Genomic DNA, 21361 nt, shown 5'->3' with positions numbered 1-21361 from the left:
CGGACTTCTCCGGCTCCGTTGCCAGATGCCCCAGGCCTGTCAGGGCCGGAAGGACACCCAGGACGAGGCCTGAGAAAGGTGCCCGGAGAGGCTTCGTGCCGACTCTCCTCCGGTCGGGTCTCGTCACGAAGTTCCGAAGACGGGCCACAGCCTCGGGTTGCTGCGACTCGGCTGTGGCGGAGTCCGCGGTCCCTACCTGAGTACCGTACCGGTGAAGATCATCGTGCCGCCCGGGTTGCACGCTCTCTGGCCACGGGAACGGCCGGACTCTCCGCTGCAGGTGGACCTGATGTCGTGCTCTGCACCGGAGATCCCTGGAATCCACCGGGCGAGGAGCCGGCGCAGGCGGGTGCCGACGGCGGGAACGGCGCCCCCGTGCAGACTGGCCCCGATCCGGGCGGACCGGGGCCAGAATCCCGACTCAGCGAGCTGCTAGCCGCCGAACTCCTCCAGGCCCTTCAGCGCCTGGTCGAGGAGTGCCTGGCGGCCCTCCAGCTCCCGCTCGAGCTTCTCGGCCCGCGCGGTGTTGCCCTGCGCGCGCGCCTGCTCGATCTGGCCCCGCAGCTTGTCCACCGCGGACTGGAGCTGACCGGTCAGACCCGCGGCACGCGCGCGTGCCTCCGGGTTGGTCCGGCGCCACTCGGTCTCCTCGGCGTCCTGGAGGGCCCGGTCCACCGCGTGCATCCGGCCCTCGACCCGGGGACGGGCGTCCCGGGGCACATGGCCGACGGCCTCCCACCGCTCGTTGATCGAGCGGAAGGCGGCCCGGGCGGCCTTCAGGTCCGTGATCGGCAGCAGCTTCTCGGCCTCCTCGGCCAGCTCCTCCTTCAGCTTCAGGTTCTCCGACTGCTCGGCGTCCCGCTCCGCGAAGACCGCGCTGCGGGCGGCGAAGAAGACGTCCTGGGCGCCGCGGAAGCGGTTCCACAGGTCGTCCTCGTGCTCGCGCTGGGCACGGCCCGCGGCCTTCCACTGCGTCATCAGGTCGCGGTACCCGGCCGCCGTCGGCCCCCAGTCCGTCGAACCCGACAGCGCCTCGGCCTCGGCGACCAGGCGCTCCTTGGTCCGGCGCGCCTCCTCGCGCTGCGCGTCCAGCTGCGCGAAGTGCCCCTTGCGGCGCTTGGAGAACGCCGACCGGGCATGCGAGAAGCGGTGCCACAGCTCGTCGTCGGACTTGCGGTCCAGCCGCGGCAGCCCCTTCCAGGTGTCCACCAGGGCGCGCAGCCGCTCACCGGCCGCCCGCCACTGCTCGGACTGCGCCAGCTCCTCCGCCTCGGCCACCAGGGCCTCCTTGGCGTGCCGGGCCTCGTCGGCCTGCTTGGCACGCTGCACCTTGCGCTCCTCGCGCCGTGCGTCCACCGTCGCGACCAGCTTGTCCAGGCGCGCCCGCAGGGCGTCCAGGTCGCCCACCGCGTGGTGCGCCTCGACCTGCTCACGGAGATGGTCGATGGCGACCTGGGCGTCCTTGGCCGACAGGTCGGTGGTCTGCACTCGCTTCTCGAGGAGGCCGATCTCGACAACCAGGCCCTCGTACTTGCGCTCGAAGTAGGCCAGCGCCTCCTCGGGGGAGCCTGCCTGCCAGGAACCGACGACCTGCTCGCCGTCGGCCGTACGCACGTACACGGTCCCCGTCTCGTCGACGCGGCCCCACGGGTCGCTGCTCACAGCGCCTCCTCCACATGATGCCTGCGGGGGGCCTTCGAGCTCCCCCGGGCATCGTCCACAGTTTCGTCACGGCCAACATAGGCGACCGGCGGGCGGCCTGTCCGCATCCAGCGCGACCGAAATTCCGCAGTTGACCGTCCTGACCTTCAGGACTTCGCCACCGTCGCGCTGTTGATCACCACGGTCGCGTTGGGGGCCGTGTTCTGCGTGGTCGGGTCGGCCGGCTGCGCCCCGGCGGCCGCGATCTTCTTCAGGACCTTCATGCCCGACGCGGACACCGTGCCGAACGGCGTGTAGCTGGGCGGCAGCTGGCTGTCCTGGTAGACGAGGAAGAACTGGCTGCCCCCCGTGTGCGGCTTCCCGGTGTTCGCCATCGCCACCGTGCCCGCCGGGTACACGTTGGCCTTCAGGCTCCTGTCCTTCAGGTTCTCGTCGGGGAGCGTGTAGCCGGGGCCGCCCATGCCGGTGCCGGTGGGGTCGCCGCACTGCAGCACGTAGATGCCCGCGGTGGTGAGCCGGTGGCACTTGGAGTGGTCGAAGTAGCCCTTGCCGGCGAGGAAGGCGAAGGAGTTGACGGTGTGCGGGGCGGCCGCCGTCTTCAGCGGGAGGTCGATCTCGCCGCACGTCGTCGCGAGCTTCATCGTGTACTTCGCCGAGGTGTCGATGGCCATCGCCGGCTCCTTGGCGAACTTCAGCTTCTTCACCGCACCGGCGGCCGGCTTGGCGCACGGGTCCGGCGCCTTGCTCGTGGCCGGGGCGCTCGGCGTGGGCCGCGCGGAGACGTCGTCCTTGCCGTCGCTCCTGAGGACGCCGGTCGTGTACAGCGCGACGCTGCCGATCACGACCACGCCGAGCACCGACGCGATCACGGAGTTGCGGACGCGCGCCTTGCGCCGCGCCTCGGTGCGCCGCTGCTGCTGCCGCAAGAACTTCTCCCGGGCGAGCTGACGGCGCCGCTGTTCCTGGGTGACCACCGGGTTTCTCCTCATGCGTCTCGTGCGTCGACCGGTACCCGAGCGTCCTGTGGGCCGACCGCTGGCGTGTGACCCGTACCGTATATGGGTTCGCTGAGGATTCGGCAGCGCCGGTAGGCTCTGACGACGGGCGGTGGCCGAGTGCGCACGCGCGCGGTCGCCGTGGACCACACCCGAACCGACACAACGAGGGACGATCGTGCTCATTGCCGGGTTCCCCGCCGGGGCCTGGGGGACGAACTGCTATCTCGTCGCCCCCGCCGCCGGCGAGGAGTGCGTGATCATCGACCCCGGCCACCAGGCCGCCCAGGGAGTCGAGGAGGCGATCGCCAAGCATCGGCTCAAGCCCGTCGCCGTCGTCCTCACCCACGGCCACATCGACCACGTCGCCTCGGTCGTCCCGGTGTGCGGCGCCCACGACGTGCCCGCCTGGATCCACCCCTCCGACCGGTACATGATGAGCGACCCCGAGAAGGCGCTCGGCCGCTCCATCGGGATGCCGCTGATGGGCGAGCTGACCGTGGGGGAGCCCGACGACGTACGGGAACTCGCCGACGGCGCCCGGCTGGACCTGGCCGGGTTGTCGTTCTCCGTCGCGCACGCGCCGGGCCATACCAAGGGGTCGGTGACCTTCCGGATGCCCGAGGCCGCGGACGTCCCGCAGGTCTTCTTCTCCGGGGATCTGCTGTTCGCCGGCTCCGTCGGACGTACCGACCTGCCCGGCGGCGACATGGCCGAGATGCTCGACTCGCTGGCCCGCGTGTGCCTGCCGCTCGACGACTCGACCGTGGTGCTGTCCGGCCACGGCCCCCAGACGACCATCGGCCAGGAGCGCGCCACCAACCCGTATCTGCGGCAGGTGGCGGCGGGCCGCCAGGAGCACGGCGCCGCCGAGGCTCCCCGACGAGGAATGTGACGAGAGACCTTCCGTGAGCACCTTCAAGGCCCCCAAGGGCACGTACGACCTGATCCCGCCGCACTCCGCGACCTACCTCGCGGTCCGCGAGGCCATCTCCGCCCCGCTGCGCACCTCCGGGTACGGCTACATCGAGACGCCCGGCTTCGAGAGCGTGGAGCTGTTCGCGCGCGGTGTCGGCGAGTCCACCGACATCGTCACCAAGGAGATGTACGCCTTCGAGACCAAGGGCGGCGACCGGCTGGCGCTGCGCCCCGAGGGCACCGCGTCCGTGCTGCGCGCGGCCCTGGAGGCCAACCTGCACAAGGCCGGCAACCTCCCGGTCAAGCTCTGGTACTCGGGCTCGTACTACCGCTACGAGAAGCCGCAGAAGGGCCGCTACCGCCACTTCTCCCAGGTCGGCGCCGAGGCGATCGGCGCCGAGGACCCGGCGCTGGACGCCGAGCTGATCATCCTGGCCGACCAGGCGTACCGCTCCCTGGGCCTGCGGAACTTCCGCATCCTGCTGAACTCGCTCGGCGACCAGGAGTGCCGCCCGGTCTACCGCGCCGCGCTCCAGGACTTCCTGCGCGGCCTGGACCTGGACGACGACACCCGGCGCCGCGTCGACATCAACCCGCTGCGCGTCCTCGACGACAAGCGCGAGTCGGTGCAGAAGCAGCTCACCGGCGCGCCCATGCTGCGCGACTACCTGTGCGACGCGTGCAAGGCGTACCACGAGGAGGTCCGCGAGCTGATCACCGCGGCGGGCGTCTCCTTCGAGGACGACCCCAAGCTGGTGCGCGGCCTGGACTACTACACCCGCACGACCTTCGAGTTCGTCCACGACGGCCTGGGCTCCCAGTCCGCGGTCGGCGGCGGCGGGCGCTACGACGGCCTGTCCGAGATGATCGGCGGTCCCGCGCTGCCGTCGGTCGGCTGGGCCCTCGGCGTCGACCGCACGGTGCTGGCACTGGAGGCGGAGGGCGTGGAGCTCCCGCTCCCGTCCACCACCAGCGTGTACGCCGTCCCGCTCGGGGAGGAGGCCCGCCGCGTGCTGTTCGCGAAGGTCACCGAGCTGCGCAAGGTCGGCATCGCGACGGACTTCGCCTACGGCGGCAAGGGCCTCAAGGGCGCCATGAAGAACGCCCACCGCAGCGGAGCCCGCTACACGGTCGTCGCCGGTGAGCGGGACCTCGCCGAGGGTGTCGTCCAGCTGAAGGACATGGAGTCCGGCGAGCAGTCCGCGATCGGCGTCAACGAGATCGTCGCCGAGCTGGAGTCGCGGCTCGGCTGACGCACCGCCCGCTCCACCGCGCCGGCAGCACCGGGCGCCGGGTCCTCCGGGAGGGCCCGGCGCCCGTGCCGTCCTCCGGGAGGACGCGGCGCCCGTGTCACCCGCAGCCGTCAACCCGCCGCCCGGGACGTCATCCCCACGGACGAAAAAACCCCGCCCGCGCGACCGTCCCCCCGCCCGTCGCTCCCCGCCCGTCCGGCACCGCGCGCCCCGCGAACCCCTCCGTCACCGGGCCGCCCCCCTGTCCGGATCCGAACGCCCCGGGGCCGCCGTCCGTACTTCCCTGTGTCCGCCGGACGGTGGACGCGGGCACGCGTGCGGCACAATGGCCGTGCCCGAAGGTTTTCCAGTTCTCGAGTGACGGAATCGGCGTGATGAGCAAGACGACAGTCAACGACGTCTCCACCGAGCCGGAAGCGGAGCACACGGAGGGAGCCCCGCGGACGGTGGGCGGCAGCCGCGCCTTCGCCCTGCTGCTGGTGATCACCGGGGCGGCCGGCCTGCTCGCCGCGTGGGTCATCACCCTGGACAAGTTCAAGATCCTCGAGGGCAAGGTGAGCGGCAAGACGTTCACCCCCAGCTGCAGCCTCAACCCGATCGTGTCCTGCGGCAGCGTCATGGAGAGCAAGCAGGCCGCCGTCTTCGGGTTCCCCAACCCGATGCTCGGCCTGGTCGCCTACGGCATCGTGATCTGCGTCGGGATGAGTCTCCTCGCCCGCGCCCACTTCCCGCGCTGGTACTGGCGCACCTTCAACTTCGGCACGCTGTTCGGCGTCGCCTTCGTGACCTGGCTGCAGTTCCAGTCGCTGTACCGCATCAACGCGCTGTGCCTCTGGTGCTCGCTGGCCTGGGTCGCCACCATCACGATGTTCTGGTACGTGACCTCGTTCAACGTCCGCCACGGCTTCCTGCGGGCCCCGCGCCCGGTGAAGAACTTCCTCGCCGAGTTCACCTGGGTGCTCCCGGTCACCCACTGCGGTGTGATCGCCATGCTGATCCTCACCCGCTGGGGCAGCAGCCTCTGGGCCTGAGCCGGGGCCGCCCGCCGGGCCGGGGGCGCTGTCGGTGCGGTGGCATAGGGTTGCGGACGTGGAGCCCGACCTGTTCACCGCCGCAGCAGAAGAACGCCAGGAGAAGGACCCGTCCGCGAGCCCCCTCGCGGTGCGGATGCGCCCCCGCACCCTCGACGAGGTCGTGGGCCAGCAGCACCTTCTGAAGCCGGGCTCCCCGCTGCGCCGCCTGGTCGGCGAGGGTGCGGGCGGCCCGGCGGGGCCCTCGTCGGTGATCCTGTGGGGCCCGCCCGGGACCGGCAAGACCACCCTGGCGTACGTCGTCTCCAAGGCGACCAACAAGCGCTTCGTGGAGCTGTCGGCGATCACGGCGGGCGTCAAGGAGGTGCGCGCGGTCATCGACGGCGCCCGCCGCGCCTCCGGCGGCTACGGCCAGGAGACCGTCCTCTTCCTCGACGAGATCCACCGCTTCAGCAAGGCCCAGCAGGACTCCCTGCTCCCCGCGGTGGAGAACCGCTGGGTCACCCTGATCGCGGCCACCACCGAGAACCCGTACTTCTCGGTCATCTCCCCCCTGCTCTCCCGCTCCCTCCTGCTCACCCTCGAACCGCTCACCGACGACGACGTGCGGGGCCTGCTGCGCCGCGCCCTCGCCGACGAGCGCGGACTGAGGAGCGCGGTCACCCTCCCCGAGGACACCGAGGCCCATCTCCTGCGGATCGCCGGCGGCGACGCGCGCCGTGCCCTGACCGCCCTGGAGGCGGCCGCCGGAGCCGCCCTGGACAAGGGCGAGAGCGGGATCGGGCTGCGGACCCTGGAGGAGACGGTCGACCGGGCCGCCGTTGCCTACGACCGCGACGGGGACCAGCACTACGACGTCGCCAGCGCCCTGATCAAGTCGATCCGCGGCTCCGACGTCGACGCCGCCCTGCACTACCTGGCCCGGATGATCGAGGCCGGCGAAGACCCCCGCTTCATCGCCCGCCGCCTGATGATCTCCGCCAGCGAGGACATCGGCCTGGCAGACCCGCAGGCCCTGCCCGTCGCCGTGGCCGCCGCCCAGGCCGTGGCGATGATCGGCTTCCCGGAGGCCGCGCTCACCCTCAGCCACGCCACCATCGCCCTCGCCCTGGCCCCCAAGTCCAACTCGGCCACCACGGCGATCGGCGCCGCTCTGCAGGACGTGCGCGCCGGCAAGGCCGGACCGGTCCCCGCCCACCTGCGCGACGGCCACTACAAGGGCGCCGCCGAGCTCGGCCACGCCCGGGGCTACGTCTACCCGCACGACCTGCCCGAGGGCATCGCCGCCCAGCAGTACGCACCGGACGCCCTGAAGGACCGCTCCTACTACACCCCGAGCCGGCACGGTGCCGAGGCCCGGTACGCCGACGCCGTCGAGTGGACCCGCAAGCAGCTCGGTCGTCAGCGCTCCTGAGCACCCTGTAGACTCCCCCGAAGCGCTGCGTCCCGCGTCCGGCCCCTCCCCGAGGGTCCGGCACCACCAGAGTGGGACATCCAGCCGGAGCCCCGGCCCCCGGGCCGGGAATCCAGGAGCGTCGCGCACCGTCGAAGGTGTCGCGGGCAGCCCACCACCACCCGGAGCTCCGGGACCGGCCGGTGGGCCACTCGCGTGCTGCACGTATGTGCCCAGACCGAGGAGCGGCTGCCCCTCGGGTCCCGAGCGGACCCGGCGGGTTTCCCCGGCTGCGGACTGCGACCTCCCCTAACCCTGGTGAAGCCGTATTCGTACAGAGAACACGAGGTGTTTGGTTCATGGCGAACCAGTCCCGCCCCAAGGTCAAGAAGTCGCGTGCCCTCGGCATCGCGCTGACCCCGAAGGCCGTCAAGTACTTCGAGGCCCGCCCCTACCCGCCGGGCGAGCACGGCCGCGGCCGCAAGCAGAACTCGGACTACAAGGTCCGTCTGCTCGAGAAGCAGCGTCTGCGCGCGCAGTACGACGTGTCCGAGCGCCAGCTCGTCCGCGCCTACGAGCGTGCCTCCAAGGTCCAGGGCAAGACCGGTGAGGCCCTGATCATCGAGCTGGAGCGCCGCCTCGACGCGCTGGTCCTGCGTTCGGGCATCGCCCGCACGATCTACCAGGCCCGCCAGATGGTCGTCCACGGCCACATCCAGGTCAACGGCCAGAAGGTCGACAAGCCGTCCTTCCGCGTCCGTCCGGACGACGTGGTCCAGGTCCGCGACCGCAGCAAGGACAAGACGCTCTTCCAGGTCTCCCGCGAGGGTGGCTTCGCTCCCGAGGGCGAGACCCCGCGCTACCTGCAGGTGAACCTCAAGGCCCTGGCGTTCCGCCTGGACCGCGAGCCGAACCGCAAGGAGATCCCGGTGATCTGCGACGAGCAGCTCGTCGTCGAGTACTACGCCCGCTGACCCTTCAGCAGGCGGCAGCACCCTCAGCCCGCCGTCTCCCCGTCCTTGCGGACGCGGGAGGCGGCGGGTTCGTGCGTCCCGGCGGCGTCCTCCTCCCGGGACCCGGGGCCCCGCTGGGCGGGCAGGCCCTCCAGCGAGCGCGCGCCCGGCCGCCCGAGCGCCCGGGCCACGGCCGCCTCCCGGCCCAGCCGGGCGCCGACCCGCCGGCACTCCTCGTACCGCGCGTCGCCGAGCTGCGCCCGGGCCGTCGCCGCGCACAGCTCGTGCGGCGCGTTGAAGTACGCCGAGCCGAACAGCCGCAACCCCACCGCGGGCCACATCCCGCCCGCCGCGCCCTGCAGCACCGCCGCCTCCGCCGCGTCCCCCTGGGCCGCCCTCACCAGCGCCAGCAGCTCCACCGCCAGCACCGACCCCAGCAGGTCGCCGAAGGCGTGCGCGCTGCTCAGGCAGTCGGTCAGCAGATCCCGCGCCGCGCCCGCCCGCCCGTCACGCCAGGCCGCGTACGCCAGCACGTACAGCGCGTAGGCGCGGGTCCACCGCTCGCCGTGGTCGTCGCACACCCGGCGGACGTCCTCGCACATCCGCACCGCGTCCGGCAGGTCGCCGCGGAACGCCCGCGTCATGGCCAGCTCCACCTGGGCCATCAGGACGTTGCTGTTCAGCTCGCCGATCTCCTGGTAGCGGCCGAGGGCCGAGCGCAGCAGGAGTTCCGCCCGCTCCATGTCGTCGGTGACCAGGGCCAGACAGCCCGCGCGGTGCTCCGCGTACGCCATCGCCGTCGCGCTCGCCGCCCGCTGCGCCGTCTCCCGGCACTCCTGGAGAGCGGCCAGCGCGGGCACCGTGTCGCCCTGCAGGATCGCCACGTAGGCCAGCACCCACAGGGCCTTCAGCCGGGACCGTTCGTGGCCGCCGTCCACGGCGACGGCCCGCGCCAGCCAGTGCCGGCCCTCCGCCAGGCGACCGCAGCCCGCCCAGTAGAACCACAGGCAGCCCGCCAGGTACTGGCCGAGGTGCGTCTCGTCCGGCCCGGCCAGGCCGTACTCCAGCGCGCAGCGCAGATTCGGCAGCTCGGCCCCGGTCCGGGCGGCCACCTCCGCCTGGCGCGGCGAGAACCAGTCCAGCTCGCACGCGGTCGCCAGGCCCACGTACCAGTCGCGGTGCCGCCGCCGCAGCCGGTCGGTGTCCCCGACGGCGTCCAGCCAGCAGGCGCCGTAGGCGCGGACCGTGTCGAGCATCCGGTAGCGCACCCCCGTCGCGGACTCCTCGCGGGTCACCACGGACTGGGCGAGCAGCTCGGACAGCACGTCCAGCACCTCCCCGGCAGGCAGCCCGCCGCCGCTGCACACGTACTCCGCGGCCTCCAGTCCGAACGGGCCGGCGAACACCGACAGCCGCGCCCACAGCAGCCGCTCGGCGGGGGTGCACAGCTCGTGGCTCCAGCCGATGGCCAGGCGCAGCGTCCGGTGGCGGGGGAGCGCGTCCCGGGCGCCGCCGCTCAGCAGCCGGAACCGGTCGCCCAGCCGCTCCAGCAGTTGCGCCGGGGACAGCGCCCGCAGCCGTCCCGCGGCCAGTTCGATCGCCAGCGGGATGCCGTCCAGACGCCGGCACAGCTCCCGCACGTCGGCCTCGCCGCCGGGGACCACGGGCTGCCCGTGCTGTGCGGCCCGGTCGGTGAACAGACGCACCGCCTCGTCCTCGGCCAGCGGCCCGAGGCGGAACAGCCGCTCGCCCGACACCCCCAGCGGCCGGCGCCCGACGGCGAGCACCCGCAGGCCCGGCGCCCGCCGCAGCAGGGCGGCGACCAGTGCCGCACAGGCGTCCACCAGGTGCTCGAACCCGTCCAGCACCAGCAGGAGTTCGCATCCGGCCAGGTGTTCCAGCAGGGTCTCGCGCGGCGGCCTGGCCGTGTGGTCCGACAGCCCGAGCGCCTCGGCGAGCGCGTGGTCGGCCAACTCCGCGTCCCGCACCGCCGCGAGGTCCACCCGCCACACCCCGTCCCGTGCGGAGGACCGTGCCGCCGCCCGGGCCGCGAGGCGCGACTTGCCCACCCCGCCCGCGCCCGTCACCGTCACCAGCCGTGCGGCCCCAAGGGCCGCGGCCAGCCCGGCCATTTCGGCGCGGCGGCCCACGAAGCGGTCCACCTCCGCCGGCAGACCGCCGCCCGCGAGGCCCGCGCGACGCTGAGAACCCCCCATGGGATACGCAGCGTACTCAAGCGTGTTCACCGCGTACAATCGCCTCCCGCGAATTCGCCGGGGCGCGCGCGGTAATCCGGTACGGAGCCCCTTGCCCGGCGCGATAGGCTCGGTGCACGACTTTTCGATGTTCAGGCACGTTTCAGGGAGCGGGTGCGCTGTGTCCGGTGGCGAGGTGGCCGGGATCCTGGTGGCCGTCTTCTGGGCGATCCTGGTCTCCTTCCTCGCCGTGGCGCTGGCGAGGCTGGCCCAGACGCTCAGGGCGACCACCCGGCTGGTGGCGGACGTGACCGACCAGGCCGTCCCGCTGCTGTCGGACGCCTCGCAGGCGGTCCGCTCGGCGCAGACCCAGATCGACCGCGTCGACGCCATCGCCTCCGACGTCCAGGAGGTCACGTCCAACGCCTCCGCGCTCTCGACCACCGTGGCCTCCACCTTCGGCGGCCCCCTGGTCAAGGTCGCCGCCTTCGGCTACGGCGTCCGCCGGGCCCTCGGCGGCCGCAAGGAGGACGTGCCCGCCCGGACGTCGAGGCGTACCGTGATCGTGGGCCGCACCGTCCCGGCCGCACGGCGGGGGAAGCGGAACAACCGGGAGAAGTAAGGACTAGCGATGTTCCGCCGTACCTTCTGGTTCAGCACCGGTGTCGCCGCCGGTGTGTGGGCCACCACCAAGGTCAACCGCAAGCTGAGGCAGCTGACGCCCGAGAGCCTCGCCGCGACCGCGGCGAACAAGGCCGTCGAGGCCGGTCACCGGCTCAAGGACCGCGCGGTCGGCTTCGCCCTCGACGTCCGCGACAACATGGCCCAGCGGGAGGCCGAACTCGGCGACGCGCTCGGTCTGAACGCGTCCGCCGACCCCGAACTCCCCGCACCCGGGCGCCCGCCCGCGCTCGAGCAGGGGGTGCCCCCGTCGAGGCGGCCCACCGCCGAGAACCGCACCAAGCCGAAGTACGCCGAGCCCACGACGTACTCGTACAACCGGAATGAGGACCACTGATGGAGTCGGCTGAGATCCGCCGCCGCTGGCTGAGCTTCTTCGAGGAGCGCGGGCACACCGTCGTCCCTTCGGCGTCGCTCATCGCGGACGACCCGACTCTGCTGCTCGTCCCGGCCGGCATGGTGCCCTTCAAGCCCTACTTCCTCGGCGAGGTCAAGCCGCCCTTCCCGCGCGCCACCAGCGTGCAGAAGTGCGTGCGCACGCCGGACATCGAAGAGGTCGGCAAGACCACCCGGCACGGCACGTTCTTCCAGATGTGCGGCAACTTCTCCTTCGGCGACTACTTCAAGGAAGGCGCCATCACCTACGCCTGGGAGCTGCTCACCACGCCCCAGGACAAGGGCGGTTACGGCCTGGACCCCGAGCGCCTGTGGATCACCGTCTACAAGGACGACGACGAGGCCGAGCGCATCTGGCACGAGGTCGTCGGCGTGCCCAAGGAGCGCATCCAGCGCCTGGGCATGAAGGACAACTACTGGTCCATGGGCGTTCCCGGCCCGTGCGGCCCGTGCTCCGAGATCAACTACGACCGCGGCCCCGAGTTCGGCGTCGAGGGCGGCCCGGCCGTCAACGACGAGCGGTACGTCGAGATCTGGAACCTCGTCTTCATGCAGTACGAGCGCGGCGAGGGCATCGGCAAGGACAACTTCGAGATCCTCGGGGACCTGCCGAGCCAGAACATCGACACGGGCCTCGGCCTGGAGCGTCTCGCCATGATTCTGCAGGGCGTGCAGAACATGTACGAGATCGACACTTCGATGGCCGTCATCAGGAAGGCCACCGAGCTCACCGGAGTCGCCTACGGCGATGCCCACGTCTCCGACGTCTCGCTGCGCGTGGTCACCGACCACATGCGCACCGCCACCATGCTCATCGGCGACGGCGTCACCCCCGGCAACGAGGGACGTGGCTACGTGCTGCGCCGCATCATGCGCCGCGCCATCCGCAACATGCGCCTGCTCGGCGCCACCGGCCCGGTCGTCCAGGACCTGATCGACGTCGTGATCGGCATGATGGGGCAGCAGTACCCGGAGCTGGTCACCGACCGCGAGCGCATCGAGAAGGTCGCCCTGGCCGAGGAGAACGCCTTCCTGAAGACGCTGAAGGCCGGCACCAACATCCTCGACACCGCCGTCACCGAGACCAAGCAGTCCGGCGGCACCGTCCTCGCCGGCGACAAGGCCTTCCTGCTCCACGACACCTGGGGCTTCCCGATCGACCTCACCCTGGAGATGGCCGCCGAGCAGGGCCTGTCCGTGGACGAGGAGGGCTTCCGCCGCCTGATGAAGGAGCAGCGGGAGCGCGCCAAGGCCGACGCCCGGTCCAAGAAGACCGGCCACGCCGACCTCGGCGCCTACCGGGAGATCGCCGACACCGCCGGCGCCACCGACTTCACCGGCTACCTCGACACCGAGAGCGAGACCACGGTCGTCGGCCTCCTCGTCGACGGTGTGTCCTCCCCGGCCGCCACCGAGGGCGACGAGGTGGAGGTCGTCCTCGACCGCACCCCGTTCTACGCCGAGGGCGGCGGGCAGATCGGAGACACCGGCCGCATCCGCACCGACACCGGTGCCGTGATCGAGGTCCGCGACACCCAGAAGCCCGTCCCGGGCGTCTACGTCCACAAGGGCGTCGTCCAGGTCGGCGAGGTCACGGTCGGCGCCAGGGCCCACGCCTCGATCGACTCGCTGCGCCGCAAGGCCATCGCCCGCGCCCACTCGGCCACCCACCTGACCCACCAGGCCCTGCGCGACGCCCTCGGCCCGACGGCCGCCCAGGCCGGCTCCGAGAACCAGCCCGGCCGCTTCCGCTTCGACTTCGGCTCCCCGTCCGCCGTCCCGACGGCCGTGATGACCGACGTCGAGCAGAAGATCAACGAGGTGCTGGCCCGCGACCTCGACGTGCACGCCGAGGTCATGGGCATCGACGCCGCCAAGAAGCAGGGCGCCATCGCCGAGTTCGGCGAGAAGTACGGCGAGCGGGTCCGCGTGGTGACCATCGGCGACTTCTCCAAGGAGCTGTGCGGCGGCACGCACGTGCACAACACCGCCCAGCTGGGCCTGGTGAAGCTGCTCGGCGAGTCCTCCATCGGCTCCGGTGTGCGCCGGATCGAGGCCCTGGTCGGCGTGGACGCCTACCACTTCCTCGCCCGTGAGCACACGGTCGTCGCCCAGCTCCAGGAGCTGGTCAAGGGGCGCCCGGAGGAGCTGCCGGAGAAGGTCTCCGCGATGCTCGGCAAGCTGAAGGACGCCGAGAAGGAGATCGAGAAGTTCCGCGCCGAGAAGGTGCTCCAGGCCGCCGCCGGGCTCGCCGAGTCCGCCAAGGACGTCCGCGGTGTGGCCGTCGTCACGGGCCGGGTGCCGGACGGCACCGCGCCGGACGACCTGCGCAAGCTGGTCCTCGACGTGCGCGGCCGCATCCAGGGCGGCCGGGCCGCCGTGGTCGCCCTGTTCACGGTGAACAACGGCAAGCCGCTCACCGTCATCGCCACCAACGACGCCGCCCGCGAGCGCGGTCTGAAGGCCGGCGAGCTGGTGCGCACCGCCGCCAGGACCCTCGGCGGCGGCGGTGGCGGCAAGCCCGACGTCGCCCAGGGCGGCGGCCAGAACCCGGCCGCGGTCGGCGAGGCCGTCGAGGCCGTCGAGCGCACGGTCGCCGAGACGGCCAAGTAGGAACGGGCGCAGAGGACCGCATGATGAGACGAGGACGCCGGCTCGCGATCGACGTCGGGGACGCCCGGATCGGGGTCGCCTCCTGCGACCCCGACGGGATCCTCGCCACTCCGGTGGAGACGGTCCCGGGCCGCGACGTCCCGGCGGCGCAGCGGCGCCTGCGGCAGCTCGTCGAGGAGTACGAGCCGATCGAGGTCGTCATCGGGCTCCCTCGCTCCCTCAAGGGGGGCGAGGGCCCGGCCGCCGTGAAGGTCCGTGGCTTCGCCGGGCAGCTGGCCGGTATGATCGCGCCCGTTCCGGTCAGGCTGGTGGACGAGCGCATGACGACCGTGACGGCGAGCCAGGGGCTGCGTGCCTCGGGCGTGAAGTCCAAAAAGGGCAGGTCCGTCATCGATCAGGCGGCTGCGGTCATCATTCTGCAGCAGGCCCTGGAATCCGAACGGGTGTCAGGTAAAGCACCCGGCGAGGGCGTCGAAGTGGTCATCTGATCGCGATACGGTAACGTTCCGCGCGATGCGCCGGTGTTCGAACAGCCGGCGCACAGCAAGAGGCGGAACGGGCACCGGGCCAGCAGCCGTGTGACCGTCGTCTCGCGGCTCTAGGGGATCGATGACTGAGTATGGCCGGGGCCCAGGCCCCGAACCGTGGCATCCGGAGGACCCGTTGTACGGGGACGGCGGATGGGGAGGACAGCAGGCCCACCCGGGCCCGCAGTCCTACGGCGGCCAGCAGCAGCACCCGCAGTCGCAGTACGGCGACTGGAGCCAGGAGCAGCACGCCGGGTACGGCGGGGAGCATCCGCAGGGACAGGCGTACCCGCAGTACGACGGCCAGGGGCACGGCGGTTACCCGGGCCACCCGCAACAGCCCTATCAGCAGGGTGCCTGGGACGGCACCGGCCCGCAGCCCCAGGTCCCGCACCCCGCCGCCGGGCCGCAGATGGCCTACCCCGCCGACCCGGCCGACCCGTACGGGCAGCAGACCGTCGCCTACGACGGCGGGCAGCCCGACTTCTACGCCACCCCCGAGGCGTACCCGCCGCCCGAGCCGCCGGGCCGCAGGCGCACCGAGCCGGAGCCGCACCCGGACTGGGACCCCGAGTCCGAGGCCGGCCCCGGTGACGAGCAGCACCCCTTCTTCACGGGCGGCGACCAGGACGAGGACGACGAGCACGAGCTCGCCGACGACCGCTTCGGCTCCGACCGCCGCGGCGGCAAGGCCAAGGGCGGCAAGGCCAAGGGGAAGAAGCGCCGCAACGGCTGCGCGTGCCTGGTGGTCGTGCTGGTCCTGGGCGGCGGCCTGGGCGGGGCGGGCTACTACGGGTACCAGTTCTACCAAAATCGTTTCGGCGTGGCGCCGGACTACGCCGGCAACGGCACCAGCGAGACGGTGACCGTCGAGATCCCCAAGGGCGCGGGCGGCTACGACATCGCCCGGAAGCTCAAGGAGGCCGGCGTCGTCAAGAGCATGGACGCCTTCGTCGCCGCCCAGTCGCAGAACCCCCGCGGCAAGACGCTGCAGGCGGGTGCGTACCTGCTGCACAAGCAGATGTCCGCGGCGAGCGCCCTGGCGCTGATGCTCGACCCCAAGAGCCAGAGCAACGTGCTCGTGAAGCCGGGGGAGCGCAACGCCCAGGTCTACGAGGCCGTCGACAAGCAGCTCGACCTGGCCTCCGGCACCACGAAGAAGATCGCGACCACCCAGTACAAGGCCCTCGGCCTGCCCAACTGGGCGAACAACAACAGCAAGATCCTCGATCCGCTGGAGGGCTTCCTCTTCCCGGGCACGTATCCCGCCGCCAAGGGCATGAAGCCCGACGCCGTGCTCAAGCAGATGGTCGCCCAGGCCGACGAGTCCTACGGCCGGTACAACCTCGCCGCGAAGGCGAAGGCGCTCAACCTGCAGGACCCGCTCCAGCTCGTCACCGTCGCGAGCCTGGTGCAGGCCGAGGGCAAGACGCCCGACGACTTCCGCAAGATGGCGGAGGTCGTCTACAACCGCCTCAAGCCCACCAACACCGAGACCAACCAGTTGCTGCAGTTCGACTCGACCTTCAACTACCTGAAGGGCCAGAGCAACATCCACATCAACGAGAAGGAGATCAACAGCAACCGGAGTCCGTACAACACGTACACCAACAAGGGCCTGCCGCCCGGACCGATCGGGAACCCGGGCGACGACGCGCTGAAGGCGGCGCTGAACCCGACCGCCGACGGATGGATCTACTTCGTGGCCACCGACGGCATGAACAAGACCGAATTCGCCCGGACCTACGCCGAATTCCAGAAGCTCAAGGACAAGTTCAATGCGAGTTCGGGCAACTGACGCCCGCCGGGCGGCCGTTCTCGGGTCGCCCATCGCCCACTCCCTCTCCCCGGTGCTGCACCGGGCCGCCTACCGGGAACTGGGGCTCACGAACTGGTCGTACGACCGGTTCGAGGTCGACGAGGCCGGACTGCCCGGCTTCCTCGACGGCCTCGGACCGGAGTGGGCGGGGCTGTCGCTGACCATGCCGCTCAAGCGGGCCGTCATCCCGCTGCTGGACGGGATCAGCGACACGGCGGCCTCGGTCGAGGCGGTCAACACGGTGGTGTGCACGGAGGACGGCCGCCGCCTCGGCGACAACACCGACATCCCCGGCATGGTCGCCGCGCTGCGCGAACACGGCATCGGCCAGGTCGACTCCGCCGCGATCCTCGGCGCCGGGGCCACCGCGTCCTCGGCGCTGGCTGCGCTGGCGCGCATCTGCACCGGCGAGGTCGTCGCCTACGTCCGCAGCGAGGCCCGCGCCGCCGAGATGCGGCAGTGGGGGGAGCGGCTGGACGTCGGCGTCCGGATCGCCGACTGGGCCGACGCGGCCCGTGCGCTGCGGGCGCCGCTCGTCGTGGCCACCACCCCGGCCGGCACCACCGACGCGCTCGCCGCCTCCGTCCCCGAACGGCCCGCCGCCCTCTTCGACGTGCTCTACGACCCGTGGCCGACCACCCTCGCCGCCCGCTGGTCCATGGCGGGCGGGGCGGTCGTCTCGGGACTCGACCTGCTCGTGCACCAGGCCGTGCTCCAGGTGGAGCGGATGACCGGCCGCGCCCCGGCCCCGCTCGACGTCATGCGCCGCGCCGGTGAGAAGGCGCTCGCCGGTCACTGACCCCGCGCCGCACGGCGCCGCACCCGCCCGCCGGGCACCGCCCCCGGTCGGCGCCGCACCGGCCCGCCCCGGTCGGGGACCCGGCAGGGGCGGCCGACCCGGCGCGGCCCGGACGCGTCCGTTTCCTGGACCGCGGCCGGTCTCCGGCCCCGGACGTGGGAGGATCGAAGACGGCGGGTCCGGGCCGCGCACCCGGTCGCGCCGTCGCAGTACCAGGCGCGAGCATGAGGAGCACCGTTGAGCAGGTTGCGTTGGCTGACCGCGGGAGAGTCCCACGGACCCGCACTTGTCGCCACGCTGGAGGGCCTTCCCGCCGGCGTACCGATCACCACGGAGATGGTGGCGGACCACCTCGCACGGCGGCGGCTCGGCTACGGCCGCGGCGCACGGATGAAGTTCGAGCGCGACGAGGTCACCTTCCTCGGCGGCGTCCGGCACGGCCTCACCCTCGGCTCCCCGGTCGCCGTGATGGTGGGCAACACCGAGTGGCCCAAGTGGGAGCAGGTCATGGCCGCCGATCCGGTGGATCCGGCGGAGCTGGCCGAGCTCGCCCGCAACGCCCCGCTCACCCGCCCCCGCCCCGGCCACGCCGACCTGGCCGGCATGCAGAAGTACGGCTTCGACGAGGCCCGGCCGATCCTGGAGCGCGCCTCCGCCCGGGAGACCGCCGCGCGGGTGGCGCTGGGCGCGGTGGCCCGGTCGTACCTGAAGGAGACGGCCGGCATCGAGATCGTCAGCCACGTGGTCGAACTGGCCGCGGCGAAGGCCCCCTACGGCGTGTACCCGACGCCGGCGGACGTGGAGCGGCTGGACGCGGACCCGGTGCGCTGCCTGGACGCCGACGCATCGAAGGCGATGGTCGCGGAGATCGACCAGGCCCACAAGGACGGCGACACCCTCGGCGGCGTCGTGGAGGTGCTCGCCTACGGCGTGCCCGTCGGCCTTGGCTCGCACGTGCACTGGGACCGGCGCCTGGACGCCCGGCTGGCGGCGGCGCTGATGGGGATCCAGGCGATCAAGGGCGTCGAGGTCGGCGACGGCTTCGACCTGGCGCGGGTGCCCGGCTCCAAGGCGCACGACGAGATCGTCACCACCCCCGAGGGGATCAAGCGCGCCACCGGCCGCTCCGGCGGCACCGAGGGCGGCCTGACCACCGGGGAGCTGCTGCGCGTGCGCGCCGCCATGAAGCCGATCGCGACCGTCCCGCGGGCCCTGCGGACCATCGACGTCGCCACCGGCGAGGAGGCGCAGGCCCACCACCAGCGCTCCGACGTGTGCGCGGTCCCGGCCGCCGGCATCGTCGCCGAGGCGATGGTGGCCCTGGTGCTGGCGGACGCGGTCGCGGAGAAGTTCGGCGGCGACAGCGTGGCCGAGACCCGGCGCAACGTGCGGTCCTTCCTGGACCACCTGGAGATCCGGTGACCGGGGTCCCGGTCGTCGTCCTGGTCGGGCCGATGGGGGTGGGCAAGTCCACCGTCGGGCGGCTGCTGGCCGACCGCCTCGGCGTCGCCTACCGCGACACCGACGACGACATCGTGACCGCCGAGGGCCGCACCGTCGCGGAGATCTTCGTCGACGACGGCGAGCCGGCCTTCCGCGCCCTCGAACGGCAGGCGGTGCACGCGGCGCTGGCCGGCCACGACGGCGTCCTCGCCCTGGGCGGCGGCGCCGTCCTCGACGACGGGACCCGGGCCCGGCTCGCCGCCCACCGCGTCGTCTACCTGTCGATGGACGTGGAGGAGGCGGTCCGGCGCACCGGCCTGAACGCGGCCCGGCCGCTGCTCGCCGTCAACCCGCGCCGCCAGTGGCGCGAGCTGATGGAGGCCCGCCGCCCGCTGTACGAGGAGGTCGCCACCGCGGTGGTGGCCACCGACGGCCGCACGCCCGACGAGGTCGCCCGAGCCGTCCTGGACGCACTGGAGTTGAAGGAAGCATGAGCGAGGCAGTGACGCGGATCCCCATCGGCGGCACGGCGGGCACCGACCCCTACGACGTGCTGGTCGGCCGGCAGCTGCTGGGCGAGCTGGCCGGACTGGTCGGCGAGAAGGCCAAGCGGGTCGCCGTGATCCACCCCGAGGCGCTCGCCGAGACCGGCGACGCGCTGCGCGCCGACCTTGCCGCGCAGGGGTACGAGGCCGTCGCCGTCCAGGTGCCGAACGCGGAGGAGGCCAAGACCGCCGAGGTCGCCGCCTACTGCTGGAAGGCCCTGGGCCAGTCCGGGTTCACCCGTACCGACGTCATCGTCGGCGTGGGCGGCGGCGCGACCACGGACCTCGCCGGGTTCGTGGCCGCCACCTGGCTGCGCGGGGTGCGCTGGATCGCCATTCCGACGACCGTGCTCGCCATGGTCGACGCGGCGGTCGGCGGCAAGACCGGCATCAACACCGCCGAGGGCAAGAATCTGGTGGGAGCCTTCCACCCGCCGGCGGGCGTGCTGTGCGACCTGGCGGCGCTGGACTCCCTCCCGGTCAACGACTACGTCTCCGGTCTCGCCGAGGTCATCAAGGCCGGCTTCATCGCCGACCCGGTCATCCTCGACCTGATCGAGTCCGACCCCGGGGCCGCCCGCACCCCGGCGGGCCCGCACACCGCCGAACTGATCGAGCGCTCCATCCGGGTCAAGGCCGACGTGGTCTCCTCCGACCTGAAGGAGTCCGGCCTGCGGGAGATCCTCAACTACGGGCACACCCTCGGGCACGCCATCGAGAAGAACGAGCGGTACAAGTGGCGGCACGGCGCCGCGGTCGCCGTGGGCATGCACTTCGCCGCCGAACTGGGCCGCCTGGCGGGCCGGCTGGACGACGCGACGGCGGACCGCCACCGGACGGTCCTCGAGGCCGTGGGACTGCCGCTCCACTACCGCTACGACCAGTGGCCCAAGCTGCTGGAGACGATGAAGGTCGACAAGAAGTCCCGCGGCGACCTGCTCCGCTTCATCGTCCTCGACGCGCTCGGCAGGCCGACCGTCCTGGAGGGACCGGACCCGGCGGTGCTGCTCGCCGCGTACGGCGAGGTCGGGCAGTAGGTCCCGGCTCGCGCCGTCCGTCCGTTTCGCCTTCCGGCGCCGGGCACTTCGTGCCGCCCCCGGCCGTTCACCAAAGGACGGCCGGGGGCGGTACCGTTCGGTAGCAAGCGGGCCCGCCCCGCAGCCAGGCCCATTGCCTTGTACGAGACGGAGTGGCACCGGATGCAGCACGCAGGGGGGAGTCCGCTGCCGCCCCACCAGCCGGGGCACGGACCGGCCACCGGCTGGCCGTCGGCCGCGCACCACCCGGGACCGCACCCGGGCGCCCACCCGGACCCGCTCCAGGGCGCCGCACCCGTGCCCCCGGCGCCCCCTGTCCCGGGGTACCAGGGCGTCGCGCCGGGACCCCACGCCCCGCATCCCCCCGCCGCCGGCCGCGGCGCGCCGGTGCCTTCCCCCGGGCCGGTCCCGCCGCCCGGGCCGCAGGTCCCGCCGCCCGCACCGCCCGTCCCGGACGTCACCGGGCATGTGCAGCTGCCGCCGGGCGGCCCGGTCGCCGTGCCCAGCGTGCCGCCCGCGCAGACCGCGCCCGACCCGACGACGACCACGCTCGCGGTGCTGCTCATCGGACCGGCGGGGGCCGGCAAGACGAGCGTCGCCCAGTACTGGGCCGAGACGCGCCGGGTGCCCACCGCGCACATCAGCCTCGACGACGTCCGCGAATGGGTCCGCTCCGGTTTCGCCGACCCCCAGTCCGGGTGGAACGACCACTCCGAGGCCCAGTACCGACTCGCCCGCCGCACCTGCGGGTTCGCCGCGCGCAACTTCCTGGCCAACGGCATCTCGTGCATCCTCGACGACGCCGTCTTCCCGGACCGCCCGGTCGTCGGCCTCGGCGGCTGGAAGCGGCACGTCGGGCCCGGCCTGCTGCCGATCGTCCTCCTGCCGGGCCTGGACGTCGTCCTGGAACGCAACGCGGAGCGCTCCGGCAACCGCCGCCTCAGCGACGAGGAGGTGGCCCGCATCCACGGCCGCATGGCGGGCTGGTACGGCTCGGGCCTCCCCATCATCGACAACTCCCAGCTGGACGTCCCCGCCACGGCCCGCCTCCTGGACGAGGCACTGGCCCGGGCGATCGCCAGCCCTCCCCAGTGGTGACGT

At 72.6% G+C, this 21361-nt stretch carries 18 protein-coding genes; 15 read left to right on the top strand and 3 right to left on the bottom strand.

Annotation, left to right across the window (positions count from 1 at the left end):
• Window positions 1-432: 432 nt before the first annotated feature.
• Together P3H78_RS13970 and P3H78_RS13965 are read right to left on the bottom strand one after the other, a co-directional pair.
• Window positions 433-1662, bottom strand: a complete 1230-nt coding sequence (locus P3H78_RS13970) for a DUF349 domain-containing protein (protein ID WP_276109278.1) — start codon at window positions 1660-1662, stop codon at window positions 433-435.
• 146 nt (window positions 1663-1808) lie between these two features.
• On the bottom strand, window positions 1809-2636 hold the full coding sequence (locus tag P3H78_RS13965; RefSeq protein WP_276109277.1) for a peptidylprolyl isomerase: 828 nt from the start codon (window positions 2634-2636) through the stop codon (window positions 1809-1811).
• A 199-nt stretch (window positions 2637-2835) separates the two neighbouring features.
• Here P3H78_RS13965 and P3H78_RS13960 point away from each other — a divergent pair, with 199 nt between their 5' ends.
• From P3H78_RS13960 to rpsD, 5 genes are all read left to right on the top strand, one after another.
• Window positions 2836-3552 carry an MBL fold metallo-hydrolase gene (locus P3H78_RS13960; protein WP_276109276.1) on the top strand — a complete coding sequence of 239 codons (717 nt, stop codon included), beginning with the start codon at window positions 2836-2838 and terminating at the stop codon, window positions 3550-3552.
• A gap of 13 nt (window positions 3553-3565) precedes the next feature.
• On the top strand, window positions 3566-4828 hold the full coding sequence (gene hisS, locus P3H78_RS13955; RefSeq protein WP_276109275.1) for a histidine--tRNA ligase: 1263 nt from the start codon (window positions 3566-3568) through the stop codon (window positions 4826-4828).
• A 374-nt stretch (window positions 4829-5202) separates the two neighbouring features.
• Window positions 5203-5859, top strand: coding sequence for a vitamin K epoxide reductase family protein (locus tag P3H78_RS13950; protein WP_276109274.1), 657 nt, complete (start codon window positions 5203-5205; stop codon window positions 5857-5859).
• A gap of 58 nt (window positions 5860-5917) precedes the next feature.
• Window positions 5918-7273: a replication-associated recombination protein A gene (locus tag P3H78_RS13945; RefSeq protein ID WP_276109273.1), complete on the top strand. Its 1356-nt coding sequence runs from the start codon at window positions 5918-5920 to the stop codon at window positions 7271-7273.
• Window positions 7274-7611: 338 nt separating this feature from the next.
• Window positions 7612-8226: a 30S ribosomal protein S4 gene (gene rpsD, locus P3H78_RS13940; RefSeq protein WP_276109272.1), complete on the top strand. Its 615-nt coding sequence runs from the start codon at window positions 7612-7614 to the stop codon at window positions 8224-8226.
• A gap of 23 nt (window positions 8227-8249) precedes the next feature.
• Here rpsD and P3H78_RS13935 read toward each other — a convergent pair whose 3' ends face one another.
• On the bottom strand, window positions 8250-10421 hold the full coding sequence (locus P3H78_RS13935; RefSeq protein WP_276109271.1) for an ATP-binding protein: 2172 nt from the start codon (window positions 10419-10421) through the stop codon (window positions 8250-8252).
• 160 nt (window positions 10422-10581) lie between these two features.
• Here P3H78_RS13935 and P3H78_RS13930 point away from each other — a divergent pair, with 160 nt between their 5' ends.
• The 10 genes from P3H78_RS13930 to P3H78_RS13885 all read left to right on the top strand — a co-directional run bounded on the left by P3H78_RS13930 (window position 10582) and on the right by P3H78_RS13885 (window position 21358).
• Entirely contained in the window at window positions 10582-11022 is a 441-nt protein-coding gene (locus P3H78_RS13930; protein WP_276109270.1) for a DUF948 domain-containing protein, read from the top strand.
• 9 nt (window positions 11023-11031) lie between these two features.
• Window positions 11032-11418 carry a hypothetical protein gene (locus P3H78_RS13925; RefSeq protein ID WP_276109269.1) on the top strand — a complete coding sequence of 129 codons (387 nt, stop codon included), beginning with the start codon at window positions 11032-11034 and terminating at the stop codon, window positions 11416-11418.
• Window positions 11418-14090, top strand: a complete 2673-nt coding sequence (alaS, locus tag P3H78_RS13920; protein ID WP_276109268.1) for an alanine--tRNA ligase — start codon at window positions 11418-11420, stop codon at window positions 14088-14090. Before P3H78_RS13925 ends, alaS begins: the two co-directional genes overlap by 1 nt.
• 23 nt (window positions 14091-14113) lie before the next feature.
• Window positions 14114-14578 (top strand): Holliday junction resolvase RuvX, encoded by a 465-nt coding sequence (ruvX, locus tag P3H78_RS13915; RefSeq protein WP_276109267.1) that lies wholly within the window; start codon window positions 14114-14116, stop codon window positions 14576-14578.
• 121 nt (window positions 14579-14699) lie between these two features.
• Complete coding sequence (mltG, locus tag P3H78_RS13910) at window positions 14700-16415, top strand: endolytic transglycosylase MltG (protein WP_276109266.1); 1716 nt, start codon at window positions 14700-14702, stop codon at window positions 16413-16415.
• Window positions 16396-17235 (top strand): shikimate dehydrogenase, encoded by an 840-nt coding sequence (locus tag P3H78_RS13905; protein WP_276109265.1) that lies wholly within the window; start codon window positions 16396-16398, stop codon window positions 17233-17235. The genes mltG and P3H78_RS13905 overlap by 20 nt, the downstream gene beginning before the upstream one ends.
• A gap of 237 nt (window positions 17236-17472) precedes the next feature.
• Window positions 17473-18657, top strand: coding sequence for a chorismate synthase (gene aroC, locus P3H78_RS13900; RefSeq protein WP_276109264.1), 1185 nt, complete (start codon window positions 17473-17475; stop codon window positions 18655-18657).
• The gene (locus P3H78_RS13895; RefSeq protein ID WP_276109263.1) at window positions 18654-19172 is read left to right on the top strand and encodes a shikimate kinase; all 519 of its coding nucleotides are present in this window, start codon (window positions 18654-18656) and stop codon (window positions 19170-19172) included. Before aroC ends, P3H78_RS13895 begins: the two co-directional genes overlap by 4 nt.
• A complete protein-coding gene (gene aroB / locus P3H78_RS13890) occupies window positions 19169-20260 on the top strand; it encodes a 3-dehydroquinate synthase (RefSeq protein WP_276109262.1) in 1092 nt (363 codons plus the stop codon). Before P3H78_RS13895 ends, aroB begins: the two co-directional genes overlap by 4 nt.
• A gap of 162 nt (window positions 20261-20422) precedes the next feature.
• A complete protein-coding gene (locus tag P3H78_RS13885) occupies window positions 20423-21358 on the top strand; it encodes a Pro-rich N-terminal domain-containing protein (RefSeq protein ID WP_276109261.1) in 936 nt (311 codons plus the stop codon).
• The last annotated feature ends 3 nt before the right edge of the window (window positions 21359-21361 follow it).

Origin of the sequence: Streptomyces tropicalis, assembly GCF_029269835.1 — a bacterium.
GTDB lineage: Bacteria > Actinomycetota > Actinomycetes > Streptomycetales > Streptomycetaceae > Streptomyces > Streptomyces tropicalis.
Note: the sequence above shows the minus strand (reverse complement) of the source record. Positions and strands in the feature narration are given on the sequence as shown.

What these genes read in the sequence shown, in the direction of transcription:
- P3H78_RS13935 (WP_276109271.1), bottom strand. Translation starts at nt 10,421, where the DNA reads ATGGGGGGTTCTCAGCGTCGCGCGGGCCTCGCGGGCGGCGGTCTGCCG.
- rpsD (WP_276109272.1), top strand. Translation starts at nt 7,612, where the DNA reads ATGGCGAACCAGTCCCGCCCCAAGGTCAAGAAGTCGCGTGCCCTCGGC.
- P3H78_RS13950 (WP_276109274.1), top strand. Translation starts at nt 5,203, where the DNA reads ATGAGCAAGACGACAGTCAACGACGTCTCCACCGAGCCGGAAGCGGAG.
- P3H78_RS13925 (WP_276109269.1), top strand. Translation starts at nt 11,032, where the DNA reads ATGTTCCGCCGTACCTTCTGGTTCAGCACCGGTGTCGCCGCCGGTGTG.
- P3H78_RS13905 (WP_276109265.1), top strand. Translation starts at nt 16,396, where the DNA reads ATGCGAGTTCGGGCAACTGACGCCCGCCGGGCGGCCGTTCTCGGGTCG.
- mltG (WP_276109266.1), top strand. Translation starts at nt 14,700, where the DNA reads ATGACTGAGTATGGCCGGGGCCCAGGCCCCGAACCGTGGCATCCGGAG.
- aroB (WP_276109262.1), top strand. Translation starts at nt 19,169, where the DNA reads ATGAGCGAGGCAGTGACGCGGATCCCCATCGGCGGCACGGCGGGCACC.
- alaS (WP_276109268.1), top strand. Translation starts at nt 11,418, where the DNA reads ATGGAGTCGGCTGAGATCCGCCGCCGCTGGCTGAGCTTCTTCGAGGAG.
- P3H78_RS13885 (WP_276109261.1), top strand. Translation starts at nt 20,423, where the DNA reads ATGCAGCACGCAGGGGGGAGTCCGCTGCCGCCCCACCAGCCGGGGCAC.
- ruvX (WP_276109267.1), top strand. Translation starts at nt 14,114, where the DNA reads ATGAGACGAGGACGCCGGCTCGCGATCGACGTCGGGGACGCCCGGATC.